32 protein-coding genes are annotated in these 24,609 nt (G+C 64.3%); 15 read left to right on the top strand and 17 right to left on the bottom strand.

Annotated features, from left to right (window positions below; genetic code table 11):
- Positions 1 to 30 precede the first annotated feature (30 nt).
- Together AKN83_RS37145 and sseA are read left to right on the top strand one after the other, a co-directional pair.
- On the top strand, positions 31 to 444 hold the full coding sequence (locus tag AKN83_RS37145) for a rhodanese-like domain-containing protein (protein WP_050406810.1): 414 nt from the start codon (positions 31 to 33) through the stop codon (positions 442 to 444).
- A 30-nt stretch (positions 445 to 474) separates the two neighbouring features.
- Positions 475 to 1,332 (top strand): 3-mercaptopyruvate sulfurtransferase, encoded by an 858-nt coding sequence (gene sseA, locus AKN83_RS37140; RefSeq protein WP_050406811.1) that lies wholly within the window; start codon positions 475 to 477, stop codon positions 1,330 to 1,332.
- 10 nt (positions 1,333 to 1,342) lie between these two features.
- Here sseA and AKN83_RS37135 read toward each other — a convergent pair whose 3' ends face one another.
- Complete coding sequence (locus AKN83_RS37135) at positions 1,343 to 2,188, bottom strand: hypothetical protein (protein ID WP_050406812.1); 846 nt, start codon at positions 2,186 to 2,188, stop codon at positions 1,343 to 1,345.
- A gap of 329 nt (positions 2,189 to 2,517) precedes the next feature.
- Here AKN83_RS37135 and AKN83_RS37130 point away from each other — a divergent pair, with 329 nt between their 5' ends.
- Both AKN83_RS37130 and AKN83_RS37125 read left to right on the top strand, forming a co-directional pair.
- Entirely contained in the window at positions 2,518 to 3,753 is a 1,236-nt protein-coding gene (locus AKN83_RS37130) for a L,D-transpeptidase (RefSeq protein WP_157113758.1), read from the top strand.
- A gap of 161 nt (positions 3,754 to 3,914) precedes the next feature.
- Positions 3,915 to 4,598 carry a DUF4336 domain-containing protein gene (locus AKN83_RS37125; RefSeq protein ID WP_347336853.1) on the top strand — a complete coding sequence of 228 codons (684 nt, stop codon included), beginning with the start codon at positions 3,915 to 3,917 and terminating at the stop codon, positions 4,596 to 4,598.
- Between the two features lie 9 nt (positions 4,599 to 4,607).
- Here AKN83_RS37125 and AKN83_RS37120 read toward each other — a convergent pair whose 3' ends face one another.
- Together AKN83_RS37120 and AKN83_RS37115 are read right to left on the bottom strand one after the other, a co-directional pair.
- On the bottom strand, positions 4,608 to 5,570 hold the full coding sequence (locus AKN83_RS37120) for a D-2-hydroxyacid dehydrogenase family protein (protein WP_050406844.1): 963 nt from the start codon (positions 5,568 to 5,570) through the stop codon (positions 4,608 to 4,610).
- 142 nt (positions 5,571 to 5,712) lie between these two features.
- Positions 5,713 to 5,955: a hypothetical protein gene (locus tag AKN83_RS37115; protein ID WP_050406815.1), complete on the bottom strand. Its 243-nt coding sequence runs from the start codon at positions 5,953 to 5,955 to the stop codon at positions 5,713 to 5,715.
- A 272-nt stretch (positions 5,956 to 6,227) separates the two neighbouring features.
- Between AKN83_RS37115 and ettA the strand changes: the two genes are divergently transcribed.
- Entirely contained in the window at positions 6,228 to 7,877 is a 1,650-nt protein-coding gene (gene ettA, locus AKN83_RS37110) for an energy-dependent translational throttle protein EttA (protein WP_050406816.1), read from the top strand.
- 165 nt (positions 7,878 to 8,042) lie between these two features.
- Positions 8,043 to 8,627, top strand: coding sequence for a TIGR00645 family protein (locus AKN83_RS37105; RefSeq protein ID WP_050406817.1), 585 nt, complete (start codon positions 8,043 to 8,045; stop codon positions 8,625 to 8,627).
- An 18-nt stretch (positions 8,628 to 8,645) separates the two neighbouring features.
- On the opposite strand, the gene AKN83_RS37100 is transcribed toward AKN83_RS37105, so the two are convergent.
- On the bottom strand, positions 8,646 to 9,737 hold the full coding sequence (locus AKN83_RS37100) for a toll/interleukin-1 receptor domain-containing protein (protein WP_172803674.1): 1,092 nt from the start codon (positions 9,735 to 9,737) through the stop codon (positions 8,646 to 8,648).
- An 82-nt stretch (positions 9,738 to 9,819) separates the two neighbouring features.
- Between AKN83_RS37100 and AKN83_RS37095 the strand changes: the two genes are divergently transcribed.
- Positions 9,820 to 11,067 carry a lytic murein transglycosylase gene (locus AKN83_RS37095; protein WP_050406819.1) on the top strand — a complete coding sequence of 416 codons (1,248 nt, stop codon included), beginning with the start codon at positions 9,820 to 9,822 and terminating at the stop codon, positions 11,065 to 11,067.
- A 155-nt stretch (positions 11,068 to 11,222) separates the two neighbouring features.
- Here the strand turns inward: AKN83_RS37095 and AKN83_RS37090 are convergent, their stop codons facing one another.
- On the bottom strand, positions 11,223 to 11,507 hold the full coding sequence (locus AKN83_RS37090) for a hypothetical protein (protein WP_050406820.1): 285 nt from the start codon (positions 11,505 to 11,507) through the stop codon (positions 11,223 to 11,225).
- Positions 11,508 to 11,743: 236 nt separating this feature from the next.
- Positions 11,744 to 12,049: a hypothetical protein gene (locus AKN83_RS37085; protein WP_063695720.1), complete on the bottom strand. Its 306-nt coding sequence runs from the start codon at positions 12,047 to 12,049 to the stop codon at positions 11,744 to 11,746.
- Positions 12,050 to 12,428: 379 nt separating this feature from the next.
- Here AKN83_RS37085 and AKN83_RS37080 point away from each other — a divergent pair, with 379 nt between their 5' ends.
- Both AKN83_RS37080 and bfr read left to right on the top strand, forming a co-directional pair.
- Positions 12,429 to 12,701 carry a (2Fe-2S)-binding protein gene (locus AKN83_RS37080; RefSeq protein ID WP_050406846.1) on the top strand — a complete coding sequence of 91 codons (273 nt, stop codon included), beginning with the start codon at positions 12,429 to 12,431 and terminating at the stop codon, positions 12,699 to 12,701.
- Between the two features lie 201 nt (positions 12,702 to 12,902).
- On the top strand, positions 12,903 to 13,391 hold the full coding sequence (gene bfr / locus AKN83_RS37075) for a bacterioferritin (protein ID WP_050406821.1): 489 nt from the start codon (positions 12,903 to 12,905) through the stop codon (positions 13,389 to 13,391).
- A gap of 95 nt (positions 13,392 to 13,486) precedes the next feature.
- Here bfr and AKN83_RS37070 read toward each other — a convergent pair whose 3' ends face one another.
- The 6 genes from AKN83_RS37070 to AKN83_RS37045 all read right to left on the bottom strand — a co-directional run bounded on the left by AKN83_RS37070 (position 13,487) and on the right by AKN83_RS37045 (position 16,712).
- Positions 13,487 to 13,891: a hypothetical protein gene (locus tag AKN83_RS37070; RefSeq protein ID WP_083992409.1), complete on the bottom strand. Its 405-nt coding sequence runs from the start codon at positions 13,889 to 13,891 to the stop codon at positions 13,487 to 13,489.
- Between the two features lie 178 nt (positions 13,892 to 14,069).
- The gene (locus AKN83_RS37065) at positions 14,070 to 14,423 is read right to left on the bottom strand and encodes a hypothetical protein (RefSeq protein ID WP_050406823.1); all 354 of its coding nucleotides are present in this window, start codon (positions 14,421 to 14,423) and stop codon (positions 14,070 to 14,072) included.
- A gap of 267 nt (positions 14,424 to 14,690) precedes the next feature.
- Positions 14,691 to 15,239: a hypothetical protein gene (locus AKN83_RS37060; protein WP_157113757.1), complete on the bottom strand. Its 549-nt coding sequence runs from the start codon at positions 15,237 to 15,239 to the stop codon at positions 14,691 to 14,693.
- A 9-nt stretch (positions 15,240 to 15,248) separates the two neighbouring features.
- The gene (locus AKN83_RS37055) at positions 15,249 to 15,845 is read right to left on the bottom strand and encodes a hypothetical protein (protein WP_050406825.1); all 597 of its coding nucleotides are present in this window, start codon (positions 15,843 to 15,845) and stop codon (positions 15,249 to 15,251) included.
- Between the two features lie 126 nt (positions 15,846 to 15,971).
- Entirely contained in the window at positions 15,972 to 16,382 is a 411-nt protein-coding gene (locus AKN83_RS37050) for an alpha/beta hydrolase family protein (RefSeq protein WP_050406826.1), read from the bottom strand.
- A gap of 84 nt (positions 16,383 to 16,466) precedes the next feature.
- Positions 16,467 to 16,712, bottom strand: a complete 246-nt coding sequence (locus AKN83_RS37045) for a DUF2188 domain-containing protein (protein ID WP_016840968.1) — start codon at positions 16,710 to 16,712, stop codon at positions 16,467 to 16,469.
- Positions 16,713 to 16,831: 119 nt separating this feature from the next.
- On the opposite strand from AKN83_RS37045, the gene AKN83_RS37040 reads away from it, so the two are divergent.
- Together AKN83_RS37040 and AKN83_RS37035 are read left to right on the top strand one after the other, a co-directional pair.
- Complete coding sequence (locus AKN83_RS37040; RefSeq protein WP_050406827.1) at positions 16,832 to 17,098, top strand: DUF2277 domain-containing protein; 267 nt, start codon at positions 16,832 to 16,834, stop codon at positions 17,096 to 17,098.
- Between the two features lie 186 nt (positions 17,099 to 17,284).
- The gene (locus AKN83_RS37035; RefSeq protein WP_050406828.1) at positions 17,285 to 17,512 is read left to right on the top strand and encodes a hypothetical protein; all 228 of its coding nucleotides are present in this window, start codon (positions 17,285 to 17,287) and stop codon (positions 17,510 to 17,512) included.
- A gap of 56 nt (positions 17,513 to 17,568) precedes the next feature.
- Here the strand turns inward: AKN83_RS37035 and AKN83_RS37030 are convergent, their stop codons facing one another.
- Positions 17,569 to 18,093, bottom strand: coding sequence for a collagen-like protein (locus tag AKN83_RS37030; protein ID WP_050406829.1), 525 nt, complete (start codon positions 18,091 to 18,093; stop codon positions 17,569 to 17,571).
- Between the two features lie 129 nt (positions 18,094 to 18,222).
- Here AKN83_RS37030 and AKN83_RS37025 point away from each other — a divergent pair, with 129 nt between their 5' ends.
- On the top strand, positions 18,223 to 19,197 hold the full coding sequence (locus tag AKN83_RS37025; protein ID WP_050406847.1) for a hypothetical protein: 975 nt from the start codon (positions 18,223 to 18,225) through the stop codon (positions 19,195 to 19,197).
- 280 nt (positions 19,198 to 19,477) lie between these two features.
- Here the strand turns inward: AKN83_RS37025 and AKN83_RS37020 are convergent, their stop codons facing one another.
- Together AKN83_RS37020 and AKN83_RS37015 are read right to left on the bottom strand one after the other, a co-directional pair.
- Complete coding sequence (locus AKN83_RS37020; RefSeq protein WP_021076090.1) at positions 19,478 to 19,738, bottom strand: helix-turn-helix domain-containing protein; 261 nt, start codon at positions 19,736 to 19,738, stop codon at positions 19,478 to 19,480.
- Between the two features lie 170 nt (positions 19,739 to 19,908).
- Positions 19,909 to 20,676 (bottom strand): SDR family NAD(P)-dependent oxidoreductase, encoded by a 768-nt coding sequence (locus AKN83_RS37015; protein WP_050406830.1) that lies wholly within the window; start codon positions 20,674 to 20,676, stop codon positions 19,909 to 19,911.
- A 124-nt stretch (positions 20,677 to 20,800) separates the two neighbouring features.
- Here AKN83_RS37015 and AKN83_RS37010 point away from each other — a divergent pair, with 124 nt between their 5' ends.
- Positions 20,801 to 21,274: a hypothetical protein gene (locus AKN83_RS37010; RefSeq protein WP_050406831.1), complete on the top strand. Its 474-nt coding sequence runs from the start codon at positions 20,801 to 20,803 to the stop codon at positions 21,272 to 21,274.
- Between the two features lie 84 nt (positions 21,275 to 21,358).
- On the opposite strand, the gene AKN83_RS37005 is transcribed toward AKN83_RS37010, so the two are convergent.
- On the bottom strand, positions 21,359 to 21,613 hold the full coding sequence (locus tag AKN83_RS37005) for a hypothetical protein (RefSeq protein ID WP_050406832.1): 255 nt from the start codon (positions 21,611 to 21,613) through the stop codon (positions 21,359 to 21,361).
- Between the two features lie 265 nt (positions 21,614 to 21,878).
- On the opposite strand from AKN83_RS37005, the gene AKN83_RS37000 reads away from it, so the two are divergent.
- Positions 21,879 to 22,319, top strand: coding sequence for a lipid-binding SYLF domain-containing protein (locus tag AKN83_RS37000; RefSeq protein WP_050406833.1), 441 nt, complete (start codon positions 21,879 to 21,881; stop codon positions 22,317 to 22,319).
- Between the two features lie 1,015 nt (positions 22,320 to 23,334).
- Here the strand turns inward: AKN83_RS37000 and AKN83_RS36995 are convergent.
- Positions 23,335 to 23,883 carry a fasciclin domain-containing protein gene (locus AKN83_RS36995; protein WP_050406834.1) on the bottom strand — a complete coding sequence of 183 codons (549 nt, stop codon included), beginning with the start codon at positions 23,881 to 23,883 and terminating at the stop codon, positions 23,335 to 23,337.
- 305 nt (positions 23,884 to 24,188) lie between these two features.
- Here AKN83_RS36995 and AKN83_RS36990 point away from each other — a divergent pair, with 305 nt between their 5' ends.
- A complete protein-coding gene (locus AKN83_RS36990; protein WP_347336854.1) occupies positions 24,189 to 24,605 on the top strand; it encodes a TspO/MBR family protein in 417 nt (138 codons plus the stop codon).
- The last annotated feature ends 4 nt before the right edge of the window (positions 24,606 to 24,609 follow it).

The raw sequence follows: 24,609 nt of genomic DNA, 5'->3' as shown, positions 1-24,609 counted from the left end.
GGCGTGCCAACAACATCCAGGGAGAGCCCCATGCCCCAGAACATCCATCGCGGCATCAAGGTGATGATCGACGAGGCCAATGCCGAGATCGAGACCATCAGCGCGGCCGATGCGATCACGCTGATCGGCAAGAACGACGTCGTGATCGTCGACATCCGCGATCCCCGCGAGATCGAGCGCGACGGCAAGATTCCCGGCGCATTCTCCTGCACCCGCGGCATGCTCGAGTTCTGGATCGATCCGAACAGCCCCTACGCCAAGCCGATCTTCCAGGAAGACAAGAAGTTCATCTTCCACTGCGCCGGCGGCATGCGCTCGGCGCTCGCCGCCAAGACCGCGAAGGACATGGGCCTGAAGCCGGTCGCCCATATGGGCGGCGGCTTCGCCGCCTGGCGCGAGGCCGGCGGTCCGATCGAGGCGTGGGAGCCGAAGAAGAAGGGCTGAAATGCCTTTCGCTCGCAAGGACATCAGATCATGACCGCAACCGACGATCCGCTCGTTTCGACCGAATGGCTGGCTGCGCATCTCGGCGACGCCAACGTCAAGGTGCTCGACGCGACCTTCAAGCTGCCCGGCGTGCTGCCGCTGCCGAAGGACGATTATCTCGCCGCGCATCTGCCCGGCGCGGTGTTCTTCGACGTCGATGCCGTGTCGGATCACTCCAATCCGCTGCCGCACATGTTTCCGAGCGCCGAACAGTTCGGCCGCGACGTCGGCGCGCTCGGCGTCAGCAATGCCGACACTGTCGTGATCTATGATGCCGGCGGCTGGGTCGCGGCACCGCGCGCCTGGTGGATGTTCCTGTCCTATGGCCATCGCAACGTGCGCATCCTCAACGGCGGCCTGAAGAAGTGGCGCGCCGAGGGCAGGGCGGTCGAGAGCGGCGAGGTGAAGCCGAAGCCCGCGACCTTCAAGGCGAGCTACGATCCGAGGCGCGTGCGCAGCATCGAGCAGATGATCGCCAATGTCGAAAGCCGTGCCGAGCAGGTGATCGATGCGCGCGCCGCCGAGCGCTTCGAGGGCCGCGCGGCCGAGCCGCGGCCGGGCATTCGCGCCGGCCACATCCCGGGCGCCCGCAACGTGCCCTACAACCAATTGTTCGATGCCGCGACCGGCGAGATGAAGCCGCTCGACGATCTGCGCAAGTCGTTCAGCGGTGCCGGCGTCAAGCTCGACGCACCGATCGTGACGAGCTGCGGCTCGGGCGTCTCGGCCGGCGTGCTGACGCTGGCGCTCTACCGGCTCGGTGTCACCGACACCGCGCTCTATGACGGCTCGTGGTCGGAATGGGGACAGGCGAGCGGCCCGCCGATCGCGACGGGGCCGGCCTAAAGCTGCAGGATCAACGCCGCGTAAGCGGCACCGGGATCGGGTTGCCGAACGGGTCGAGCTGCTGCTGCTGAACCGCCTGCCGGACCGGCGCCGCGCGGACGACGCGCCGCCGCTGCTTGCGATGCGCCGGCTTGCTGGCCGCGCGGCGCTCCGGCTTCTTCGCCTCACCGACCTTCGGCGCCCCCGGCGCTTCGACGACGACTTCGGGGCCGCCCAGCGTTGCGATCCTGGTCGCGGCTGCGATCGCCTCGGGTGACGGCGGCGGCGCCGGCTCCGGCACAGCTATCGCAGGTGCCGGTGCTGCGAGCGCAGGTTCATTGGGTGTGGCTGGCGGATCGGCCACCGCGGCGACCTTGGGCTCGGTTGGCTCCGGTGTCGCTTCCGCGGAAGCCGGCGCCGGCTGCGATGCGGGCGAGGGATCCGCAGCGAGGGCCTGGGGAGCGGCTTCGGCGGACTGCGCTGGCGCTGGCGGCTCCGCGGCCTGAGGTTCCGGCTTGGGCGGCACGGTCGGGGACGAGTCTTCCACCTGCACCGTGGCGATCTTCGCCGGCTCGGCAGGTGGCGCGGCTTCGACGGGAGCAACCGGCTCGGATGCGGCAACTGGCTCGGACGGCATCGAGGGCGCCGGGGTGTCGGCCGCGGTCTTGTCAGCCGGCGACTCGACCCGAACCATCGCGAGCACCGGCGGTGTCTCCGGTTGTTGCACGAATTGCGGCTCGGGCGGGGCCCGGCGGGCGGGAATGCTGGCGAATTCCTCATGCGCCGCGCGAAACAGCGCGGCTGCCCCTAGCCCGAACACCAGAAGCGACGTGGCCAGCACGATCGCGGCGAACAAGAAACGAAGGCCGGGGAGCATGGGCGCGGGTTCCCCCTTCTGCGGGAGGGGCTCTGGTGTCGAGGGAACGCGGTGACCACACTAAGAAAGCCGGCGTCGCGAGAGCGAATCAGGCCGATTCGAAGATATCGCAACCCTCCGAGACTGTTTGTTACAAAATGCGCGTGATTGATGACTTTGGGCAGGTGGACAGACATTCCCGACCCATGAGACATCTTTGCCGCAGCGTTGATGCCAAATCACAAAAGCCCGAAATCGCCCGGATTTCGCGGATTTGTCTTGAATGCGCCGCTATCTTCCTGCATTGGGCCGTTAACAGTCCGGTGTGGCTTGGGGACTATAATAGAGCAATGATGATCAACCGCATTCTGACGATTTGCGCTGCCGCGGCTCTCGGCGTGGCAGGAACCTCGTTCGCGCATGCGCAGCAGGGTTATCCGGCCCCGCAGGGCACGGCCTATTCGACCGCCCCCCAGCCCTATCCGCCGGGTACCATGCCGGACTTCGATGCGCTCAATGACGACGACGGGCAGGATTCGGCGGCGCTGCCGCCGCCCGGCCCAGTGATGTCGCCGAACGACCCGCGCTATGGCCGCCCATCGACCTATTCCGATCGCGGTGCGCCGACTGGTCCCGTGATGTCGCCGGACGATCCGCGCTACGGCCGTCCGATGAACGCTCCCCCGGTCTATTCCGACCGCGGCGCGCCGACCGGTCCGGTGATGTCTCCCGATGATCCGCGCTATGGCCGTCCGATGGGGCCGCCGCCGGTGATCTACGGCGACCGTCCGGGCGCGCAGCAAGCCAATCGCGACAACGGTGTTCCGGCCGCCGGCGTGTCCTATGGTGACGACCGCGGCGGGATGCGTCCGCCCGAAGGCGTGACCGGAGCCGTGCCGCAGCAGCAGGCGCCGGTCGATGCCAATGGCAAGCCGGTGCAGATCGCGGCGCTGCCGCCTGACGAGCAGCCGGAAGACGGCACGGCGCAACTGGCCCCCAATCTGCGTCGCCAGGAAGTGGCGTTCGCCACCAAGGAACCGGCCGGCACGATCGTGGTCGATACGCCGAACACTTACCTCTATTACATCCTGGGCAATGGCCGGGCGATCCGCTACGGCGTCCGCGTCGGGCGCGACGGCTTCACCTGGACCGGCGTGCAGAAGATCACCCGCAAGGCCGAATGGCCGGATTGGCATCCGCCGACCGAGATGATCGAGCGTCAGCCCTATCTGCCGCGCTTCATGGCCGGCGGACCCGGCAACCCGCTCGGCGCCCGCGCGATGTATCTCGGCTCGACCGTGTACCGCATTCACGGCACCAACCAGCCGTCGACCATCGGCAAGTTCGTCTCGTCGGGCTGCATCGGCATGCTGAACGACGACGTCTCGGACCTGTTCGAGCGCGCCAAGGTCGGCACCCGCGTGGTCGTGCTGCCCGGTGGCCCGCCGCCGGGAACGACAACGGCTTCCGCAGCGCCGCCGCCCAATCCGATGGCCCCGGCGCCGACACAGGCTCAGGCCGCGCCGCTGCCCGGCACGCAGCCGACCTCGGTGCAGCCGCTGCCCGCGCCGGTCACGGTGCGCTAGGCCGACCGGCAAACCCGTCATTGAAAAAGGCGCGCGAACAGCGCGCCTTTTTTGTTGCAACAAGCCAGCCTGTTCCGACGTTGTCGCGGTGAGTCAATGCGATGCAGGAATCCCGCCTGGTCTATCCTCCGCTGAACACGCCGAAGCCGGTTGCCGATGACGTGTGGATCGTCGACGGACCGGTGATCCGGTTCGGTCCGCGCGGGCTCAGGATGCCGTTTCCGACCCGCGCCACGATCCTACGTCTGCCGGGCGCGCGGCTCTTCATTCACTCGCCGACGCCGCTCGTGGATGAACTCAAGGCCGAGATCGCGCGGCTGGGTACGCCGAGCTGGATCATCGGGCCGAACCGCCTGCACTATTGGTGGGTACCCGAGTGGCATGCGGCCTATCCCGACGCGCGCGTCTTTCTCGCGCGGGGAATCGCGGAGCAGGCCGGCGACCGGCTCGCGCTTGATGGTGAGCCGCTCGAGGTGCGATCTGGCTATCCGTGGGACGAGTGGATCGCGACGCTCCCGGTGGCCGGCAGCTATATGACTGAGGTCGTGTTCTTCCATCTGAAATCGCGGACCCTGCTGCTGACCGACCTGATCGAGAACTTTGAAGCCGAACGGATTGGTTCGCCGTTGATGCGACTGCTGACCTGGATCGGCGGCGTGCGCGATCCGGACGGCAGCACGCCGCGCGACATGCGATTGACCTTCCGGCGTGACAAGGCGGCGCTGAAGGCGGCCGTCGCCTGCATGCTCGGATGGGACCCGGAACGGATCATCCTCGCCCATGGTCGCTGGTATGAACGAAACGGCCGCGCCGAGCTTGAGCGCGCGTTCCGCTGGGCCAAGTAGGGCTTCGGCTCAGGCCAGCCGCCGCGGCGGCTCGCTGCCTTTGGTGAAGGCATCGATGCACGCGACCATCTGCTGATAATGCGCCTGCAGGCTCTCGCGCGTCGCGTAGCCGAGATGCGGCGTGATCACGACATTGTCGAGCTTGCGGAGCGAATGATCCGATGGCAGCGGCTCGACCGAGAACACGTCGATGCCGGCGCCTGCGATCTTCTTCTCGCGCAGCGCCGCGAGCAGGGCGTCCTCGTCGACGATCGGCCCGCGCGCGGTGTTGACGAGATAGGCCGACGGCTTCATGCGGGCGAGATCGGCGGCGCCGACCAGCCCGCGCGAGCGCGGGCTCAGCACGACGTGGATGGTGATGATGTCTGATGTCGCGAACAACTCGTCCTTGCTGGCGTAGCCGACGCCGGCCTCCTTGCACTTCTCCGGCGTCAAATTGGGACTCCAGGCGATCACGTTCATGCCGAACGCCTTGGCCATGCCGGCGACCTTGCTGCCGAGCTTGCCGAGGCCGATGACGCCGAGCGTCTTGCCCTCGATCTCGGTGCCGGCAAAGCTCTGCCACGCCTCGCCGGCATGCATCCGCGCATCCTCGCGGCCGATGCCGCGGGTCAATTCCAGGATCAGGCCGATGGTCAGGGGCGCGGTGGGATCGCGGCTATATTGAGTGCCGCACAGCACCACCTTGCGCGCCTTGGCGGCCTCCATGTCGATCGCGGCGTTGCGCATGCCCGACGTGATCAGGAGCTTCAGCCTGGGCAACGCGTCGAACAGGCTGCGCGGAAACGGCGTGCGTTCGCGCATCGCGCAGATGATCTCGAATTCTCTGAGCTTGGCCGCGGCTTCCGCCTCGCTCGCGAACGGCTGGTCGAACACGGTGACCTCGACGCGGTCCTCGACCTGTGGCCAGTCGGCCAGCGAGCGCGCGATGTCGAAATAGTCGTCGAGGATTGCACAGCGGAGCCGCGTCATCGGAAAGTCCATTCAGGGTGAGGGCGACGGCGGAAAATCAACCGTCGGAGAGCCCCGGATGGTCGCGCGCAATCGGCAGGTGCGCAAGCGGGCGCAGTTTCAAAAAGCGGCGATTGCCGCGCCGCTCAGGATTGCTTGCGGCTCAGGATGGCTTGCGTGCCTTCGCGGTGCGGATGTCGGCGAGCATCGAGCGGACCGCCGGCGACAGCGCCATCTGCTTGGCACGGCAGGCCGGACCCGGGCCGCGCATATAGTGCAGTTCCGGCCGGTAGGGATTGAAAGCCTTGGCAACGAAGGCCCGCCAGAAGGCGCTGAATTCGGCGACCAGCGTCGCCTCGCGTTTGGTCGTCGGACGCGAAAGAGGGGCTGAAATGATGGTAGCCATGGTGTGGCCTCAACTGTTCTGGTCGCGGTTCTGCCGCGAAAATCGCCGTTTTCCGGCGTTGAGAACGAGTTTTGGCCTGATTTATTAAAAGATAGTTTCAATTGTCGTGATTCGGCGCGCGCATGGTGTCGAACCGGTATCACCCGTGGCGAATGGACGGAACGTGGTGAACGGATGGAAAACGCACCCCCCGCGGTTGCGCTTTCGGGGGCCGGCCGTTACATCGGCGGCAGCAAAATTTCCACAAATCGGATCAATTCCAGGGACAGCGGATGGCTCGCCAGTTCATCTATTTCATGCAGGGTCTGACCAAGGCGTACCCGACCCGCAAGGTGCTCGATAACATCCATCTGAGCTTCTACCCGGACGCCAAGATCGGCGTGCTCGGCGTCAACGGCTCGGGCAAGTCGACGCTGCTCAAGATCATGGCCGGCCTCGACAAGGAATATAGCGGCGAGGCCTGGGTCGCCGAGGGCGCCCGCGTCGGCTATCTCGAGCAGGAGCCGCAGCTCGATCCCAAGCTCTCGGTTCGTGAAAACGTCATGCAGGGCGTCGCCAAGCAGAAGGCGATCCTCGACCGCTACAACGAGCTCGCCGTCAATTACTCGGACGAGACCGCCGACGAGATGACAAAACTGCAGGACGAGATCGAGGCACAGGGCCTGTGGGATCTCGACAGCAAGGTCGACCAGGCGATGGATGCGCTGCGCTGCCCGCCCGACGATGCCGATGTCACAAAACTGTCGGGCGGTGAACGCCGCCGCGTCGCGCTGTGCCGGCTGCTGCTCGACCAGCCCGAATTGCTGCTGCTGGACGAACCGACCAACCATCTCGACGCCGAATCTGTGTCATGGCTGGAAGGCCATCTGCGCAACTATCCCGGCGCGATCCTGATCGTGACCCACGACCGCTACTTCCTCGACAACGTCACCGGCTGGATCCTCGAGCTCGACCGCGGTCGCGGCATACCATACGAGGGCAATTATTCGTCCTGGCTGGTGCAGAAGCAGAAGCGGCTCGAGCAGGAAGGCCGCGAGGACGCCGCGCACCAGAAGACGCTGGCGCGCGAGCAGGAATGGGTGGCGTCCTCGCCGAAGGCCCGCCAGGCCAAGTCGAAGGCGCGCTACCAGCGCTATGAGGAGCTGCTCAAGCAGGCGAGCGAGAAGCAGACCCAGACCGCGCAGATCATCATCCCGGTGGCCGAGCGGCTCGGCGCCAACGTTGTCGACTTCGAGGGCCTCAGCAAGGGTTTTGGCGATCGGCTGCTGATCGACGATCTCAGCTTCAAGCTGCCGCCCGGCGGCATCGTCGGCGTGATCGGCGCCAACGGCGCCGGCAAGACCACGCTGTTCAAGATGATCACCAAGCAGGAGATGCCCGACAAGGGTACCATCACGGTCGGCGAGACCGTGCATCTCGGCTATGTCGACCAGTCGCGCGACGCGCTCGATGGCAAGAAGACGGTGTGGGAAGAAATCTCCGGCGGCAACGAGCTGATCCTGCTCGGCAAGAAGGAAGTCAACTCGCGCGGCTACTGCTCGGCGTTCAACTTCAAGGGCGCCGACCAGCAGAAGAAGGTCGGCGCGCTGTCGGGCGGTGAACGCAACCGCGTCCATCTCGCCAAGATGCTGAAGTCGGGCGCCAACGTGCTGCTGCTCGACGAACCGACCAACGACCTCGACGTCGACACGCTGCGCGCGCTGGAAGAGGCGCTGGAGGATTTTGCCGGTTGCGCCGTCATCATCAGCCACGATCGCTGGTTCCTCGACCGCATCGCGACCCACATCCTGGCCTTCGAGGGCGACAGCCATGTCGAATGGTTCGAGGGCAACTTCCAGGACTACGAAAAGGACAAGATGCGCCGGCTCGGCCAGGACAGCATCATTCCGCACCGCGTGAAGTACAAGAAGCTGACGCGGTGATCGATTCAAGCGGTCGAGCGCGGCCATCGCGGCGCGTTCGACCGCTCCTCGTTGCAGGATCGTGACGGCATCGCGGCGCAATCTGCGGCCAGTTGTCGCTTTTCAAGCGCACGGGAATGCGTAGATAGAGCGCTCCGCAATTCTCAATTTCGCGAGCCCTCCAACATGTCCGCACTATCAGACGCGCGCGCCCCCCTGAAGGGCCGGTCGCTGCGTCCCGTTCCCATGCTGATCTTCGGATCGCGCTGGCTGCAATTGCCGCTCTATGTCGGCCTCATCATCGCCCAGGGCGTCTATGTCGTGCTGTTCCTGAAGGAGTTGTGGCACCTGTTCGCCCATGCCTTCGATTTCAGCGAGCAACAGATCATGCTGGCCGTGCTCGGCCTGATCGACGTCGTGATGATCTCGAACCTGCTGGTGATGGTGATCGTCGGCGGCTACGAGACCTTCGTGTCGCGGCTCAATCTGCAGGGACATCCGGACGAGCCGGAATGGCTCAGCCACGTCAATGCCAGCGTGCTGAAGATCAAGCTGGCGATGGCCATCATCGGCATCTCCTCGATCCATCTGCTGCGCACCTTCATCGAGGCCGGTGCGCTGTCGTCCGGCAAGGGCACCTACACCGAGACCGGCGTGATGTGGCAGACCATCATCCACTGCGTCTTCATCCTGTCTGCGATCGGCATCGCCATCGTCGACAAGCTGTCGAACGACTCGATCGAGGGCGCCAAGCAGCAGGGTGGGCATTAGGCGATAGCACGCGCGGCGTCAGCGCGCCGCGCGTGAGCCGAACAAGGCCGGCGCGGATCTGCCAAGCCATTCGGGGATCTGCGCCGCACCGCGCGGAAATCCGCGGGTCAGGGCAAGGATGAACGCGGTCTGCCAGACGCCGAACAGCACCAGCCAGCCGAGCAGGGTCGGCAGCCTGATGATTGCACCGTAAATGGTGCCGGCCGCGATGGCGGCGATCCACGTCACCACGACGCTGTCGATCCGCCTGAACGCCGGGTTGGTCAGCAGCACGCCGAGAATGGTGATCGCGCCGCCGACCGCGCCGCCGATGCCGCCGATCAGATAACCCATCAGGGGGTTGTTGCCGAGCGTCTCCGTGATCTGGGCCGGACTCGCGGCGTTGCCGTCGGCCGGGACGGTCTTCGCGTACTGGCCGAGCGCCTGCAGCGTGATGGCGCTGGCATCATATGCCGCGATCCATGCCGCGGTCGTGATTGCGACCACCAGCGCCAGCTGGAACCGGTCCCTGGCGCCGAACACGACGTTGCACGTCGCGATCGCCGCGCCGAAGATCACCCCGGGCAGGATCGTGATCCCGCCCGCGTCGGAGACGACGAAGGAGTATTGCAGGACGTTGAGCGCGTAGGTCGTGACTAGGCTGCACACGATGGCGGACGCGAGCGCCAGCACGACAAAGGGCAAGTTCGGCCGGTCGCCCGACTGCTCGTCCTTGGCCGCCAGCATGCGGTCCACGGCGGCCCGCGCCTCGGCCGCGGCGCTGCCCTGCGGCTCGAGGATCGTGACCGCCTTGAGATAGTTCGGGACCTGGTCGAGCGGGGTCGGCGCCATCATCACCGGCAGCACGCGGTTGCTCGGGTTCGGCCATTTCCCCTTGGCAAAGGCGAGCTCGCTCAAGGTGTAGCGTCCCTTGGTCACCGATTCCGGACTGATCAGGAACACCATAAAATCGCTGCTTTCGATGGCTTTTTCGACCCGCGCATCGAAGCTGTCGCCCGGCGGGAGATCGTCGTGCGAAAAGAAAACGTCATGGTCGCAATTGCGCAGGGACTGAGCGATGTTGTCAGCCTGCGATTCCAGTTCGGAGGGAAATGACAAAAATATGCGCATGGCAAAACTTACCACCCAGAATTGAATTCTGGCATTGCCGAATCCACGTTGCAATGCCTGTTTCCGCGAGGTGAGATCGATCATGAAATCGATCACGAAATGGCCAGCCACTATCGTCGCATGCGCGGTGCTGCTGCTGTGTGCGCCGCTGCAGCGGCCCGCATTCGCCGCCGACGCTGCGTTCACCCAGTTCATCGCCTCGCTGTGGCCGGAGGCCAAGGCGGCGGGCGTGTCGCGCGACACCTTCGATCGCGAGACCCGCGGGCTCGAGCCCGACTACAAGCTGCCGGACCTGATCCTGCCCGGGCGTCCCAAGACCGGCGCGCCGGCGCAGGCCGAGTTCGTGCAGGTGCCGGCCGACTACATTAAGGAAGCCTCGATCGCCCGGCTCGCCGCGGAGGGGCAGCGGCTGTTGCAGAAGTATCGTCCGTCGCTCGATGCGATCGAGAAGCGGTTCGGCGTTCCCGCGACCATCGTGCTGGCGATCTGGGGCCGCGAGACCGACTACGGCCGCTATTCGCTGCCCTACGACACGCTCCGCGTGGTGGCGACGCAGGCCTATGTTGGCCGCCGCAAGGATCAGTACCGCACCGAGTTCATCCTCGCGCTGAAGATCCTCAGTGAGGGCGCCGTGACGCGCAAGGAGCTGCGCTCATCCTGGGCGGGCGCGACCGGCTACACCCAGTTCCTGCCGTCGGAGTATTACAAGCACGGCGTCGACCTCGACGGCGACGGCAAGGTCGACATCTGGCATTCGGTGCCGGATGCGCTCGCTTCCGCCGCGCAACAGCTCGTCAACAAGGGCTGGCAGCCCGGCGTGCGCTGGGCCTACGAGGTCACGGCACCTGCCAATGCCGATTGCACGATGGGCGTGCCCGAGGTGACAAAGCCGATCAGCCAGTGGCTGCGGGCGGGCTTCGTGCCGGTGCGCGGCGCGAGGCTCAGCGCCACCGAGCAGGCGCAATCGGCCTCGCTGCTGCAGCCTGAAGGCATCTACGGCCCGGCCTTCCTGACCACGCCGAACTACTTCGTGATCAAGGAGTACAATTTCTCCGATCTCTACGTGCTGTTCGTCGGCCATCTCGCCGACCGCATGACGAGCCCGCAGCCATTCGCGACGCCATGGGCGGCGTCGAAGCAGCTGCGCTCGGCCGATGTCGAGGCGATGCAGCAGCAGCTGACGAAGATCGGGCTGTACAAGGACAAGCTCGACGGCAAGGCCGGGATGCAGACCCGTGCCGCGCTCGGCGCCTATCAGAAGCAGGCCGGGCTGAAGGTCGATTGCTGGCCGAGCGAGGCGGTGCTGCGCGCGATGAACGGGCAGCGCTAGCGCATGATCCGGAAAAGTGCGAAGCGGTTTTCCGATAAGATCATGCGCAAACAAAGGGCTCTCTAAGGACGACCGCCAGGACTGCTTCGCGGCAGAAAACAAAAACCCGGCCGCAAGGCCGGGTTTTCGAGTGTGATGCTGATAGCGTCGATCGATCAGTCGCAAACCTGGATGCGACGGAAGCGCCAGCCGTAGCCGTCCCAGAAGCGCTCACGAACCCAGCGGCACGGAGCTTCTTCGACGTAGGTCGGGGCCGGTGCAACATAGACCGGGGCGGGACGGGCGCCTGCGATCGCGCCGCCCAGCAGGGCGCCGCCGATCAGGCCGCCGGCAACGCCGGCCGCGACGGCGCCGCCGTCACCAGCCTTGGCAGCCGGAGCAACCGCCAGCGAACCGGCAAGCGTGGTAACGGCGACGAGGGCAGCTAAAGTCTTCTTCATGTCTTTGGCTCTCCTGGAAGATGGTGGCGTCGTGGTCCGGCGCCGGGTTTAGGTGACTCACACGCTGATCTCGAACTGCTGTCTTGCTAAACAGCGCAGAACAGTCAACCGAAAGTAAACGTCCGCAGGCTCATCGCGCAGAAAAGCGGTTTTTTCTGGCCTATTACAGCAGACGTCCCGGAGAAACAGTCGGTTTTCCGGGACATCTGGTTCGAATTAATCGAGATGAACGGCGATCAATCGCAAACGCGGACGCGGCGAACACGCCAGGTGTAGCCGTCCCAGAACCGCTGGCGCTGCCAGAAGCAATCGGGACCGTAGCCGGGCTCGGCGACATAGGCCGGACCGGGCGCGTAGTAGCCATAGCCCGGGCCGTAATAGCCATTCTGCGAAGCGATCGCGCCGCCGACGATGGCGCCACCGATCAATCCCGCAGCGACGCCGGCGGCGACACCGCGTTGTGCCTGGGCGGGGGCGGGCACCGCCACGGCCGATGCCGCCAGAGTGGCGGCGGCGCAAAGCGCCAGCAATGTCTTCTTCATGACCTCACCTTTCTCACGGGAGCAGGGACAGCGTGCGTGGGCGATCCGTCTCGCCCTTGAGGGTTCCATATTCCGCTTGAATGATCAATGAACGACGCCGCCGTATTCGCGTCCAAATGCTTGCAGCTTTTGGCATATCTTGCAACGCACAAGCTCGTAGCCGCAGTGAACCGGTACGTGTGGCGACGGCAGCCTGGATTGGACCGGCCCGACCGGTTTCTCATTTCCGGAAGGAGGGGGTCGACCGATTTAGATTCATTCCAATATGAATCCCGCATCAGTTTGGAATTGCTACAAGAACGGCTTTTTCCTTTTGCATCCGGCCGGGGCCGACAATATCCATATTGGCGAGCATCACCCGTTGGACCCGCCTCCTCTGATGATTGTCTGTTCCTGTAACGTCCTCAGCGACCACGATGTCCGCAATGCCGTCAATGGCGGCGGGTCTGTGACACGAAACGCAAAGCAGGTGTATGGCTGCCTCGGCTGTAGCGCCGAATGTGGCCGCTGCGCGCGCACCATCAAGGCGATCATCGACGAGGCGCTTGGCCCCTGCGCCAAGGCCTGCTGCTCCGGTTGCCCGCACAGCACCCATCCGCACGCCGCCAATGAAGACGCCGAGCCGGCCGAATTCGCGCTCGCGGCCTGCTAGGCCACTTTCGGTTCTCATCAAAAGAGAACCGAAGCTTTCCCGCTTTCTTCACGCGATCCGGCTGCCACGCCGCTGGAAATACCCCAAATCCGGTTATCCACGCGCTGCTTCCGCGAAGGGTTGCTCTCTCCGGTGATCTGATTTAGAAGCATTCTAAATTCAAGCGCTGGCCGGTTTCGGCCACGACAGGCGGAGTGGATCATGCAAGGCGACCCGAAGGTCATCGATTATCTGAACAAGGGGTTGCGCAGCGAACTGACCGCCATCAACCAGTACTGGCTGCACTACCGGATGCTCAACAATTGGGGCCTCCTGGAGATGGCCAAGGTCTGGCGCAAGGAGTCCATCGAGGAGATGGAGCACGCCGACAAATTCGTCGATCGCATCCTGTTCCTCGACGGCTTCCCGAACCTGCAGGTGCTCGATCCGCTGAAGATCGGCCAAGACGTCAAGGAGATCATCGAGTGCGACCTGGCCGCCGAGATCGGCGCCCGCACGCTCTACCAGGAGGCGGCGACCTACTGCCACGGCGTCAAGGACTATGTCAGCCGCGACCTGTTCGAGCAGCTGATGAAGGACGAGGAAGACCACATCGATTTCCTCGAGACCCAGCTCGACCTGATCAAGCGCATCGGTCTTGAGCTCTACACCCAGAAGCACGTCGGTCATCTGAAGGGCGAGGAGTCCTGATCGGCTCCTTCGCGCTCGGAAGAGTGGCTTTCAAAATGCGAGAGGCCGTCCTTGCGGGCGGCCTCTTCGTTTCGCGATCAGGATGGAGTGATCGGTCAATAGCAGCGGATGATGTTGATGGTGCGATCGCCGTCGCGGCCGGGCACCGTCACGCTCTCGGTGGGGCAGCTCGACACGTAAGGCCGATCCGACGGCACCACGGCCGGCGGATAGCGATGCGCCCAATCCCAGGGCACGTCCTGGGTGTAGGTGTAGCGAACGTCGTTCGATGCCGGCGCCGGCGCCGGGACCTCGGCGGCGAACGGAACGCCGGCAACGGCGTCCTCGTAATATCCGCTCGTCCCCGGCAACACGATGCCGGGCACCCGCACATGATGACGGAAGGCCGGGTGATGCGCGGAAAACGTGCCGCGCGGCGCCGTTCCGGATCTCGCATAGGTCTCGGTCGAGGAAGCGAGCAGCAGCGCTGCAACGCCAAGGGAAGCGATCAGGGACGCCATTAGCGCCCCATATGTTCGATACGCCATCCTTCGAAAGCACATGGCACGCACCAATCGATTGCGGAGCATTCTGCAGACGCTAGGCCGCGCCCGAGGGCGCCCGCAAACTCATCCTTAATTATTGGTTAAAAAGTAAGGTTAACAGAAGGTATCTGTTTCAAATTGGCGCGACTGCGCCTCAGACCGCATCCGCCGGAACGAAGCAGCTGATGATGATGTTGCCGCGGTGGTGCACGTACCACACCACCGCCTCGCCGACCGGGTTGCCGCGATCGCGGATGATCGCGCGCTCCGGCACCATCATCCATTCGCCCTCGATCGGCACCCAGTAGGCGCCGCCGCGAACGTCATAGCTCGTGCGATGGCCGTCGGAGATATCGCAGCACGGCACGCCGTTCGGCGCGATCACGCTCTTGAACCAGGCGCGGATATCCGGCGGCACGTTGTCGTACTGGCCGTTGTCGAACGCCAGCGCTGCGCCCGCCATCATGGCGAGCCACGCAAGCACCGCGCCATGCGTGAGCCTTCGCATTGCATCCCTCCGCGACAGCCTTGTGCGTGATGCGCGCGCATCGTCTCGCGCGCGAATCCGATGTTGGCGCGATTAGGCACGATCCGCGCACGAGATGCATGCTCAAAGAATGAGCGAGCAGCGCCGTTGTCCGTGATGCAGTGCGGAATCGCCGCTCAGGCCGGCTTGTTCGCGCGGGCCCTCTTCGCTGGCTTTGCCGAGATGTTGTCCCGAGCCATTGTGAGCGCGCTGCTCTCGTTCGCTCGGCATATCACGTCCAAGCGGCGGTCACACGCCGGTCAGATCGTAGAATGCAGCGATCAGACGCGTGATCTCGGTGGAGTTTGCGATCACCAGCGCGAGATCATCCTTTTCGGCCTTGCCGGACTGAATCCGCTCCAGGGCTTCGCTCGATTGCCTGACGATCGCGGCGATCCTGCGCAACAGGTCCTCGCGCGTAACGATCTTGCTCAGGTCGGTGCCGGTGTATTTCTGCAGGGTCCGCAACCTGGTCTGGTCGAAAGGCTGCTTGAATGCACGAGATCCAGCCTGATCGACCAGAATCTTGTAGGAGGCGTCATATCCCTCCTTCGCCGAGTTCAGCGCGCGCCGGACCGCTTCTGGATTTTGCTCGGCGATCCCGCCGAGAACGCCGTTGCCGGCCGCACAGTTCGCTCGCGCCAGGTTTGAGATCGGCTGGGCGACCTGCCTGTCCTGATCGGCTTGTCGTCCCTTGCTGATCAAATCTTCGACGGTGTCGGCGAACGCGATGCGGCTGGCGCCGGTGCAGCAGACAACCACCATGATTGCGAGAGTAGCTATCCTTCGCACCAGCATCGTCGCCTCCTACAGAATCTTGTTCTGTTCGCAGATCTTTTCGACTGCCGGCAGCTTGACTCCGCTGAGTGCGAAGCCTTCCTTGCGAAACTTCGGGCAGGCTTGGGTTGCGATCGCGCGCCAGGATTCCGCGGAAATGCCACCGTGCCGGTAGAGATCGTAGATGTTGGAGAATTTTGCGTCGTACAGTCCGGCATAGGATTGCATCTTGTCGGACGGCGCATCGATCACGGCGCGGAAGAAATCCGTATAGTCCGACTGCATCTTGTAATCATTGTTGGTCCGATAGAAGTCGATCGCATTCATGATCTGAACGATCGCGATGCCGGCCCCGATGGCTGCAACGAAGAGGGCCAGCCAAGGCACGGCGCGGTCCTGAGGGCGCGCCAATGCCAGCCTGAGCGCGTCGATCTCGCGCGTCAGGCCGCCGTTCTGCAACTGTGTTTCCTTCAGCACGGCCTGCTGTGTCACGGCGACCGGATCGACGAGCACCGTGCCATCAGGCGCCGTCTCGCTGGACAAGCGTCCATCGGCAATCATCGCATCCAGATCGGCAATCGAAAAAGGGCTGGTCTGGGCAGCCTGGTCCCTGGAAATGCCGGGCATCGTTGCTCCGAAACGCGGCTACTGGGCAATGCAGTCATTATACTTATGATGGCATTTTATGTAAAGACAACGATAGGAAGAACGACGGTCCGGGCTGCAAATTGCGGCTGCCGGCCGTATGCTCTCTTACATCGTACGTTGCGGCGCGCTCTGCAGCAGCTCGAGCAATTGCCTGGCATAGTATCTTGGATCGCGGGTCGTGAAGTGGCCGCGCGTCTCGCTGCTCGCCGGGATCAGATAGACCTTGCCGTTCTTGATCCGCTTCACCGCCCCCTCGGTGACGCCGGTCTTCGGCGGATTGCGCTCGCCGTCGGCCGCGTTGATCGCAAGCACGCTGGCCTCGATCTTCTCCAGTCCCGCCGGCGGATCGTAATCGTGCGAGGCCTCCCATTGATAGATGTAGTCGTTGGCGTCTGCGGTGACCGGCAATGCCAGCTGGTCATCGACCATCCTGTCGGCTTGCGGCGCTGACGGCGCCAGCGCCTGGTAGCGTGCTTGAACCGGCGTCGCTGCGGCGAAGGCCGCTGCCGGGTGCAAGCGGGCGATGCCCGCCGAGCAGCTCAGGCAATCGCGCACCTGCTCGCATCGCCTTGCGGGCCAGGTCGGCCTGCTGCTGCCCTGCTAGCGTCCGTCCTCGACCTCGGTCTCCGGGCGATCGTTGCCGGAGGCGGTTTCGGTCAGCCATTTGCCGTCCGACGTCTCGTACTGGATCGCCTCGGTGCGCCCCGGAACGCGCTGCTCGTTGGCGGCGCGCCGGGCGGCGGCAAGCGCCGCGGCATGGGTTGGAAACGGCTCCGAGAACACCCCGTTGACGGTATAGGCCCAGCCGCCATCGTGCTGGACGACCTTGTAGATCACGTGGCTCATCCGGAACCTCGTTCGCGCCGTGGACGATGAGGCTGCCAGAATAGACCACGATGTCGTATTTTGCAGCAGCCGATCGTCTATGAGACACGAGCCCCGAAATGCGGGCAAGGGAGACCGATATGTGCCGCAATATCAAGACGCTGTTCAACTTCGAGCCGCCCGCCACCGAGGACGAGATCCACGCCTCGGCGTTGCAATTCGTACGCAAATTGTCCGGCTTCAACAAGCCGTCGCAGTCCAACGAGGCCGCCTTCAATCTTGCCGTGACCGAGGTCTCGGACGCCGCCCGCAGGCTGCTGATCTCGCTGCACACCACGGCGCCGGCGCGTGATCGCGAGGTGGAGGCGGAAAAGGCGAGGGAGCGTTCGCGGCTGCGGTTCGGCTAAAGCGCGATGAGACGGGGTTGAATCGTCATCGCGCTTTAGCTTCTTGTTTGCGCATGATCTTTTCGGAAAACCGCTGCACACTTTTCCGGATCATGCTCTAGGATGAGCCATACCGTGACGCAGGTCACGGTGAGGCGCTGCGCTCCCGGGGATCATGGCCGTTCACCCCGACCCGGGAGCACCGCCATGAAGCCCGCCGCCCCGCTCACTTTGTGTTCGATTGCGTTCGCCGTGCTCTGGACCTGCGGCATGCTGTGGTCGAGCGGCACGATCGACCTCACCAACGTCATTATCCTGTCGGCCTGCGGGGCGTTCGCGGGTGTTGCCTGGCATTACGCGATGCGCTGGGTCTTCCAGCTCATGCAGCTCGGCCGGCCTTCCGACCCTCCGGCCAATCCGGGCGCGGAGCGCTGAACGTCAAGCGCGACGCGGACAGCGCCGGCCGGGTCGTCGCGTGGTGACAAGACGGGTTACTTCTTGTCCTTCTTGCGGTGCTTCTTCTTTTTCTTGCGATCGTCGTCCTCGTCGTCATCGTCAGCGAAATCGATCGCGTCGTCGAGGGCGATCGCTTCCGCTGCCGCGCGTTCGGCGGCATCGCGTTCGGCGAGCTCTGCGGCTTCACGCTCCTTGGTGCGCTTGTAGTCTTCCCAGGCGTCGAAGATCAGGTGCAGCCACGGCATCACCTGCTCGATCGACGGCAATTGGCCGGGCGGGCCGGCTTCACCGCGCGGGCCGGCCGGGCCCTGCGGGCCCTGCGGACCAGCTTCGCCGCGCGGACCCTGCACGCCAGCCTTGCCTTGCGCCCCCGGCTTGCCCTGGGGGCCTGCCTTACCGACCGGGCCTTGCTTGCCCTGAGGACCCGGCTTGCCGCGCGCACCTTCCGGCCCCGGGCGTCCCGGATGTCCCTGAGGACCGGGCTTTCCCGGCTCGCCTTGACGGCCCTGCGGCCCCTGCGCTCCTCGTGCCCCCCGGCGGGAAACTGTCTCGTCAGCCACTGATATGCTCCGTCGCGATGTGAAGCCGCTTGTAACAGAGGTTGGACGACGGCTTCAATTCTGCCCGGCGGCGCCGATGCAAGCGATCAACAGTCATAATTCGATGCGAAGATCGTGACGGAGGACGCGTTGCGGTTTCTGAACGGCAGGTACGGCGCAGCATCGCAACCGCTCGACATCGTCGTGGCACGCCAAGACGTGCGCGACGACGCAGCCCTTCGCGGCACGGGTGTGCTCGAGCTCTATGAGGAGCTGTTCCCGCCAACCGAGCGCGACAGCTCCGAAGACATCGTGCGCTGGGTGCTGTCGGACGATGTCGGAGAGCGGCGACAGTTCAGCGTCGGCAGTCAGGCAATCTCATATCGTCTCGACTCGCGCTGCTTCATCCTGCGCGCCAGCGGGCACGCGATCGGGCTCGGCTTCTTCACCTACGATCACGCAAGCGACCTGATCTTCTGCAATTACGTCGGTGTTGCGAAGGCGTGGCGCGGCGGCGGCCTGGCGCGCGCGTTCTATCGCCAGATGATCGTCATGCTCGATGCGCTGTTTCCGCGCAACATCGGCGTGGTGCTCGAGGTCGAGCCGTTCGATCGCGATCGCGTGGCTGCGATCGTCGCCGACCTCGAGCGGGCGGGCAGGCGAGAGCTTGCTGCGGACGAGCAGGACGAGATCCGCCGGTTGCTGCGCGTGAGCTGGTACGACAAGCTCGACCATGCCGTGTTCTGCGACGCGCGGACCACGCAGCCACTGCTGTGCCGCTCACCATGCCTCGATCCCTGCCTGCCGTCATCGCATTGGGCAGGAGGCGAAGAAAGTTACTGGCTGATGTGGCAGGCGCGGGCCGGCGTGCCCTCCGCAAAGAGGCCCGCAAGTGAGTTCTGGCAAATTGCCGTCACCGCGATCTACATCGAGATCCTCGCAAAGTCCCTCGTCGATGACGATCCGAGCGGACGCCGCGACTATTGGGACTATGCGACCACGCTGGTGGCCGAGACGCTGCAACGGACAGCGACGACCGACGTGCATTTCGCGCGCTGCCTCGGTGAGGAGGACGGCGCGTTGTTGTCGCGCTGGCGGCGTCTTGCCATCGACCTGCCGATCTGAGCTAGAGCATGATCCGGAAAAGTGCGAAGCGGTTTTCCCTCGCGACAAACGCGGAACGCGTTTGCGCGGAGATCATGCTCAAACGACAAGCTGAAGCGCGATGACGATTCAACACCATCGCATCGCGCTTTAGGTCTACTGCGTCACAACCGGTCCATCCCCTCATCCTAAGAGGAGCCCGCGAAGCGGGGCGTCTCGAAGTACGAGGCCACCGGCCGGGCCTCATGGTTCGACACGCGCTTCGCGCTCCTCACCGTGAGGGATTCCTGACACAGCAGAACTAGGCCGCGGCGTGCTCGCTGTGCGGCACGTCGATGCCGTCGGCCGAATATTCCCGGATCTTGTTCCGCAAGGTCCGGACCGACAGTCCGAGCACGCGCGCGGCACGGGTGCGGTTGCCGTCGCAGCGCGCGAGCGTTTGCAGCACCAGTTCCCGCTCGACCTCATCGACGGTCGCACCGATCAGCAATGGAACGATTTCATTTGGAGCCAGCGACGGCAGCAGCGCTTCCGGCGACGGTACGGTGGACGCGTAAGACATGAACTCCTCCCGATCAACGCCCGCCTCGTCGATGAGGCGGAGACATCGAGAAACCAACTACCCCGTAGATCCACGGTGTGCCGGTTTGGTTAACAAGACCTTAACGCGCCGCTAACTCCCTGCTTTGTAAGCAAAATACCCAGAAATCGCCACGATTGCGGTTCCATCGGTCACAATGTCCGGTAACCGCCATCCACCATCACGATTGATCCCGAGACATAGGCCGACAGGTCCGAGGCGAGGAAGATCGCAGGCCCGACGATGTCTTCCGGCTTGCCGGCGCGGCCGAGCGGGGTGTGATCCATGAAGACCTTCACGAGGTCGGGATTGGTGGCGCGCACCTTCTCGTTCAGCGGCGTTTCGATGAAGCCGGGGCCGATCGCGTTGACGCGCACGCCGTCCTTGCCGAGCTCGGCGGCAAGCGCCTTGGTGAAGCCGAGCACGCCGTGCTTGGAGGCGGTGTAGGCCGGCGAGCTCGGCGTGCGCAGATGCACGAAGGACTGGATCGAGCCGATGTTGACGATGCGTCCCTTGTTCTTGCGCAGCGGTGCGAGGAAGGAATGCGTCACGTTGAAGACGCCGGTGAGATTGATCGAGATGATGTCTTCCCAATCCTTGATCACGGCCTCGTCGGTTCCGAGCATGCCGTTGCGGCGCGCGATGCCGGCATTGTTGACCAGGATCGAGACGGAGCCGACCTTGTCGGCGACCTGCTTCGCCATCGCGGCGCAGGCGTCGCGATCGGTCACGTCGAGCGCAAAGCTCTCGGCCTTGCCGCCGGCGTTCCTGATCTCCTCCGCCGCTTCTGCCGCCGCATCGCCGTTCATGTCGAGCAGCACCACGCGCGCGCCCTCTCGGCCATAGCCCAGAGCGATGGCGCGCCCGATGCCCGAGCCTGCGCCGGTGATGACGGCGATGTGATTGTCGAGAAGGGCCATGGCGTTTCCTCGTTCTGATTTGTGAGCGTTGTCGACAACACTATTCAAAACTGCCCCAACCGAAACGCCAAGCCGCGTTTGCGCGTTGCTGTCATCCGGATTCGGATGACAGTACGGACCGATCATGGACCCGCATATCAGACACTGGAAAGTTGCGATCGAGCGCTTCTGCGCGTCGCGCGATCCCGACTATCGCGAGATGGTCAGGCTGATCGCCGAGATCGCCACGACCGACATCGACGACACGCTGCGGCATGCGGCCGCACAGGTGCTGCCGATCCTGCGCCACGCGGCGCTGAAATCAGCCGACCGCCGCACCAGATCGATGGCGCTGCGCCGTCTCGGCATCGTCAGCGATGCGTTGCACATGCTGTCTGCGCCGCAGTTCGGCCGGCGTGGTTTGACGCCGAAGGCGCTGACGCAGGAAGAGCGCTACCGGCAATTGCTTGGCCTGCCGTTCGGTCGCCGCCTCGCCGCGAACGAGGTCCATCAGGCGTTCAAGCGCGCGGCCAAGACGGTGCATCCTGACGGCGGCGGCAACGGCGCGGCGTTCCTCGAACTCGCCGCCGCGCGTGACGCGCTGATCAAGCATCACTGACGTCAGATCACGTGATACCTGACAGCACAAGGGCGGACGCCGCGCTGCTGCCGCGTGCCCGCCCTCTGCGCGATCGGGAATCGCTCAGAACGAGCAGGTGCCGTTGTTGAGGAGACCGGTCTTGTAGCTGAACGCGGCGTCGAAGGTCGGCAGCTCCTCGCTGACGACGGCGAAATTCGCCGGCCATGGCGTGGTCGGGATGCTCTGGTCCCAGATCTGGCAGAAGCCGGTGTCCTGCCAGCGGATCAGATGATAGGGCGTGGCGCTGGCCGGGCTTGCCGCGGCAAGCACGGACACGGTGGCGGCAATGACGGCACAGGCAATCGCAAGACGACGCATGGGAAATCTCCGGTTTGAATATGTGAATGCTCGGCGGGGAAATCCCGGAGCTCAGGGGTCGATCGCCCCGGACATGCAGTGAGTGTGGCAACCCCGGGACCAGGTTCAACACCGTTTGCGCGGACATTTCCGTCACCGATGGGCGCCTGTTGTGCCAAATTGCGCCTGACGACGCGCTTGCTACAGTCGGCGCGTCGCGATTCGTGCCGCCTCGCGACACGCGCAAATCGACGTGAACCAATCGACGATCCTGGGGAAACCGCACATGAAATTTTCATCCACCCTTCGCGCCGCGCTGGTCGCACTGCTGGCCTTCACGGGCCTCGCGTTCTCCACTGCCGCGCGTGCCGACAGCGGCTTCGTGACGCTCACGATCTACAAGGCCGGATGGTTCATCGGCGGCTCCGGCGGCAGCGGCGTGCTGACGTTCCGCGGCCGCGCCTATCGGCTGTCCACCGGTGGTCTCGACTACGGCCTGGTGTTCGGCGGCTCCAAGACCGTGCTGCGCGGCCGCGTCAGCAACATCAACCGTCCGTCCGACGTCGCCGGCGTCTACGGCGCGGCGGGCGCCGGGCTTGCCGTCGGCCGCGGCGCCCGTGCGATCGTGCTGACCAATCAGAAGGGCGCCGTGCTCGAGCTGACCGGCCACCAGGTCGGCCTGATGGCCAACGCCGATCTGAGCGGGCTTGCGATCACGATGCAGTAGGGTTGACGGTGTGGAGCGGGGCCAGCGACAGCTGATCGTCGAGCCCAGCCCACATCTGCAGCTTGGGTGGACGCGATCCATCTCCGTCACCCCCGCGCAATGGCATTGCCATTGCGCGGGGTGACGGGACTTGTGGAACTGGCACCGTGACAGCGGCGAATGCCCGGGCAGGCCGGGCCCGGCAGTCGCCGATCATCTCCCAAGCCGTTCCATGCATTTTCCGGTATCTGTCTCGCGTCCCAGGAACAAGTGTTCACTTTGTAACTTAAGACTCGTGCGTCACGGGACGGGTCTGATGAGTGCAATAAGGTCGCAAAGCGAGGAGATGGAAAAGCTGCCGGCCAAGCTGTGCCGCTGCGGCAGGCAGCCGGAGCTGGTCCGGACCATGCTCAGCGTGCAGACCGGCCGCCAAGTCCGCATGTTCGAATGCAGATGCGGTGAACGCACGTGGGACGATTAGGGCGGCTTCGATTGGGCGGCCTCTCCACGAGGCGAACGACAGATCGGCTGACCGCCCGACGGACGCCGGGTACCGGCCGAAAAGCCACAGGCCGAAACAAAGCGGCCAATTCTTAGGAACGGTTGCGGGTCGGGAAAATTAACCGAGCGTGGATGCGTTCCCGGCCCCCAAGTTGGCGCATTCACTTTCAGTCCCGGCGCTCCTCCCCGGAGTGCCGGGACTTATTATTTGCTGTTTGGCAACGGCTTCGCCGACGAGCAGCTCGCCGACCGCGCAAAAGCGTGGCGCCGCTAAGCCACGCGGACGGCGCATTGCCTTCATGCCGCGGCGTGCACTGCGCCTGGATCACCGCCCGCTGATAAAATTCAAAGCAGGTGGTAAAGCCTTCCGACGCATCGTTCCAGCACGAGGAGGCTGCCGGGCAGGGCGGCCAATGGTGTCCGCATCGTTCCTGTCCGTCGATCGCTCTGTTGCTGAGTTGCGGTGACGGTGCACTCAACGTCGCGTTCGCGATCTAGTGCGCCGTCACTGCAATAACGATCACTCCGACAGACCTCAGCTTGCCGGCATCAGCACCGAATTGACGACGTGAATGACGCCGTTCGACTGGTTGACGTCCGGGATTGTCACGGTCGCTGCGCCGCCTTTGGCGTCGACGATCATCACCTTGCCGCCGGTCTTCCGGACCCTCAGCGGCTCGCCCTCGACGGTCATCAGGGTCTGTCCGTCCATCAGCTGATCGGCGTTCAGCTTGCCGGGAACGACATGGTACGTCAAAATCCTGGTGAGCGTCGCCTTGTTCTCGGGCCTCACGAGTGTCTCGACCGTCCCCTTGGGAAGCTTGCGGAACGCTGCATTGGTCGGTGCGAACACGGTAAAAGGTCCCGGTCCCGACAGCGTGTCGACAAGCCCTGCAGCCTTGACCGCCGCGACCAGCGTCGTGTGATCCTTCGAATTTACGGCGTTGGCGACGATCGTCTTCGACGGATACATCGCAGCGCCTCCGACCATCACGGTCTTTTCCTTGGCCGAGGCTTCAGGCAATGGACCTGCAAACGCGATCAGCACGGCAGTCGCGGCAGAGCCAAGCACGGAAAGTTTCATGTGAGCGTCTCCATTCGTGAGGTCGGGCATTGCCCGTTTGCAATCGATGCGATGTGTACGAGGCGAGCCACAGTCGAATGACGGTGAACCATCGCGCGAAAATCAGGACGCAGATCGCGCCTTGACTTCACGTGGAACGCTGCCTGAATGCTCCCGGATCACCGTTCGCAGATAAATTGCGCAACGGGTGATCCAGCCTCATCGAGCCTTCGTTTCACCAGCACGGAATCGTCGGGAAGGGCAGTCATGATGTCTGGCATCGTGATTGATCGATCATGAGGTTTGGAAGGCTGGTCTTGTTCGTCGTGGCAGTGCTCGGGGCCGGTTTTGCCATGGGGTATCTGAACAGGCCCGATGTCTGGTACGCAGCCCTGAACAAGGCTGCGTTCAATCCGCCCAACTGGGTGTTCGCTCCGGCCTGGTCGATCATCTACTTGTTGATCGCCATCGCGGGCTGGCGTGTCTGGGAGCGGGCTTTGCGCATCAGCCGGCGAATCTGGCTGACGCAACTGGCTCTGAACTTCGCCTGGTCGCCGATATTCTTCAGCTTGCACCGGCCCCTCACGGCGCTTGCCGTCATCCTTGCCTTGTTGTCCGCAAGCGTCATCTTCCAGGTCACGACGTGGAAGGCAGACAAGGTCAGTGCCCTCCTCTTCGCCCCTTACGCATGCTGGGTGGCGTTCGCCTCGCTGCTGAATGTCGAGATCGTCCGCCTGAATTAGCGGA

Source organism: Bradyrhizobium embrapense (genome assembly GCF_001189235.2).
In the GTDB taxonomy this organism is placed as follows: Bacteria; Pseudomonadota; Alphaproteobacteria; order Rhizobiales; family Xanthobacteraceae; genus Bradyrhizobium; species Bradyrhizobium embrapense.
This window is presented reverse-complemented; position numbering and strand designations above follow the sequence as displayed.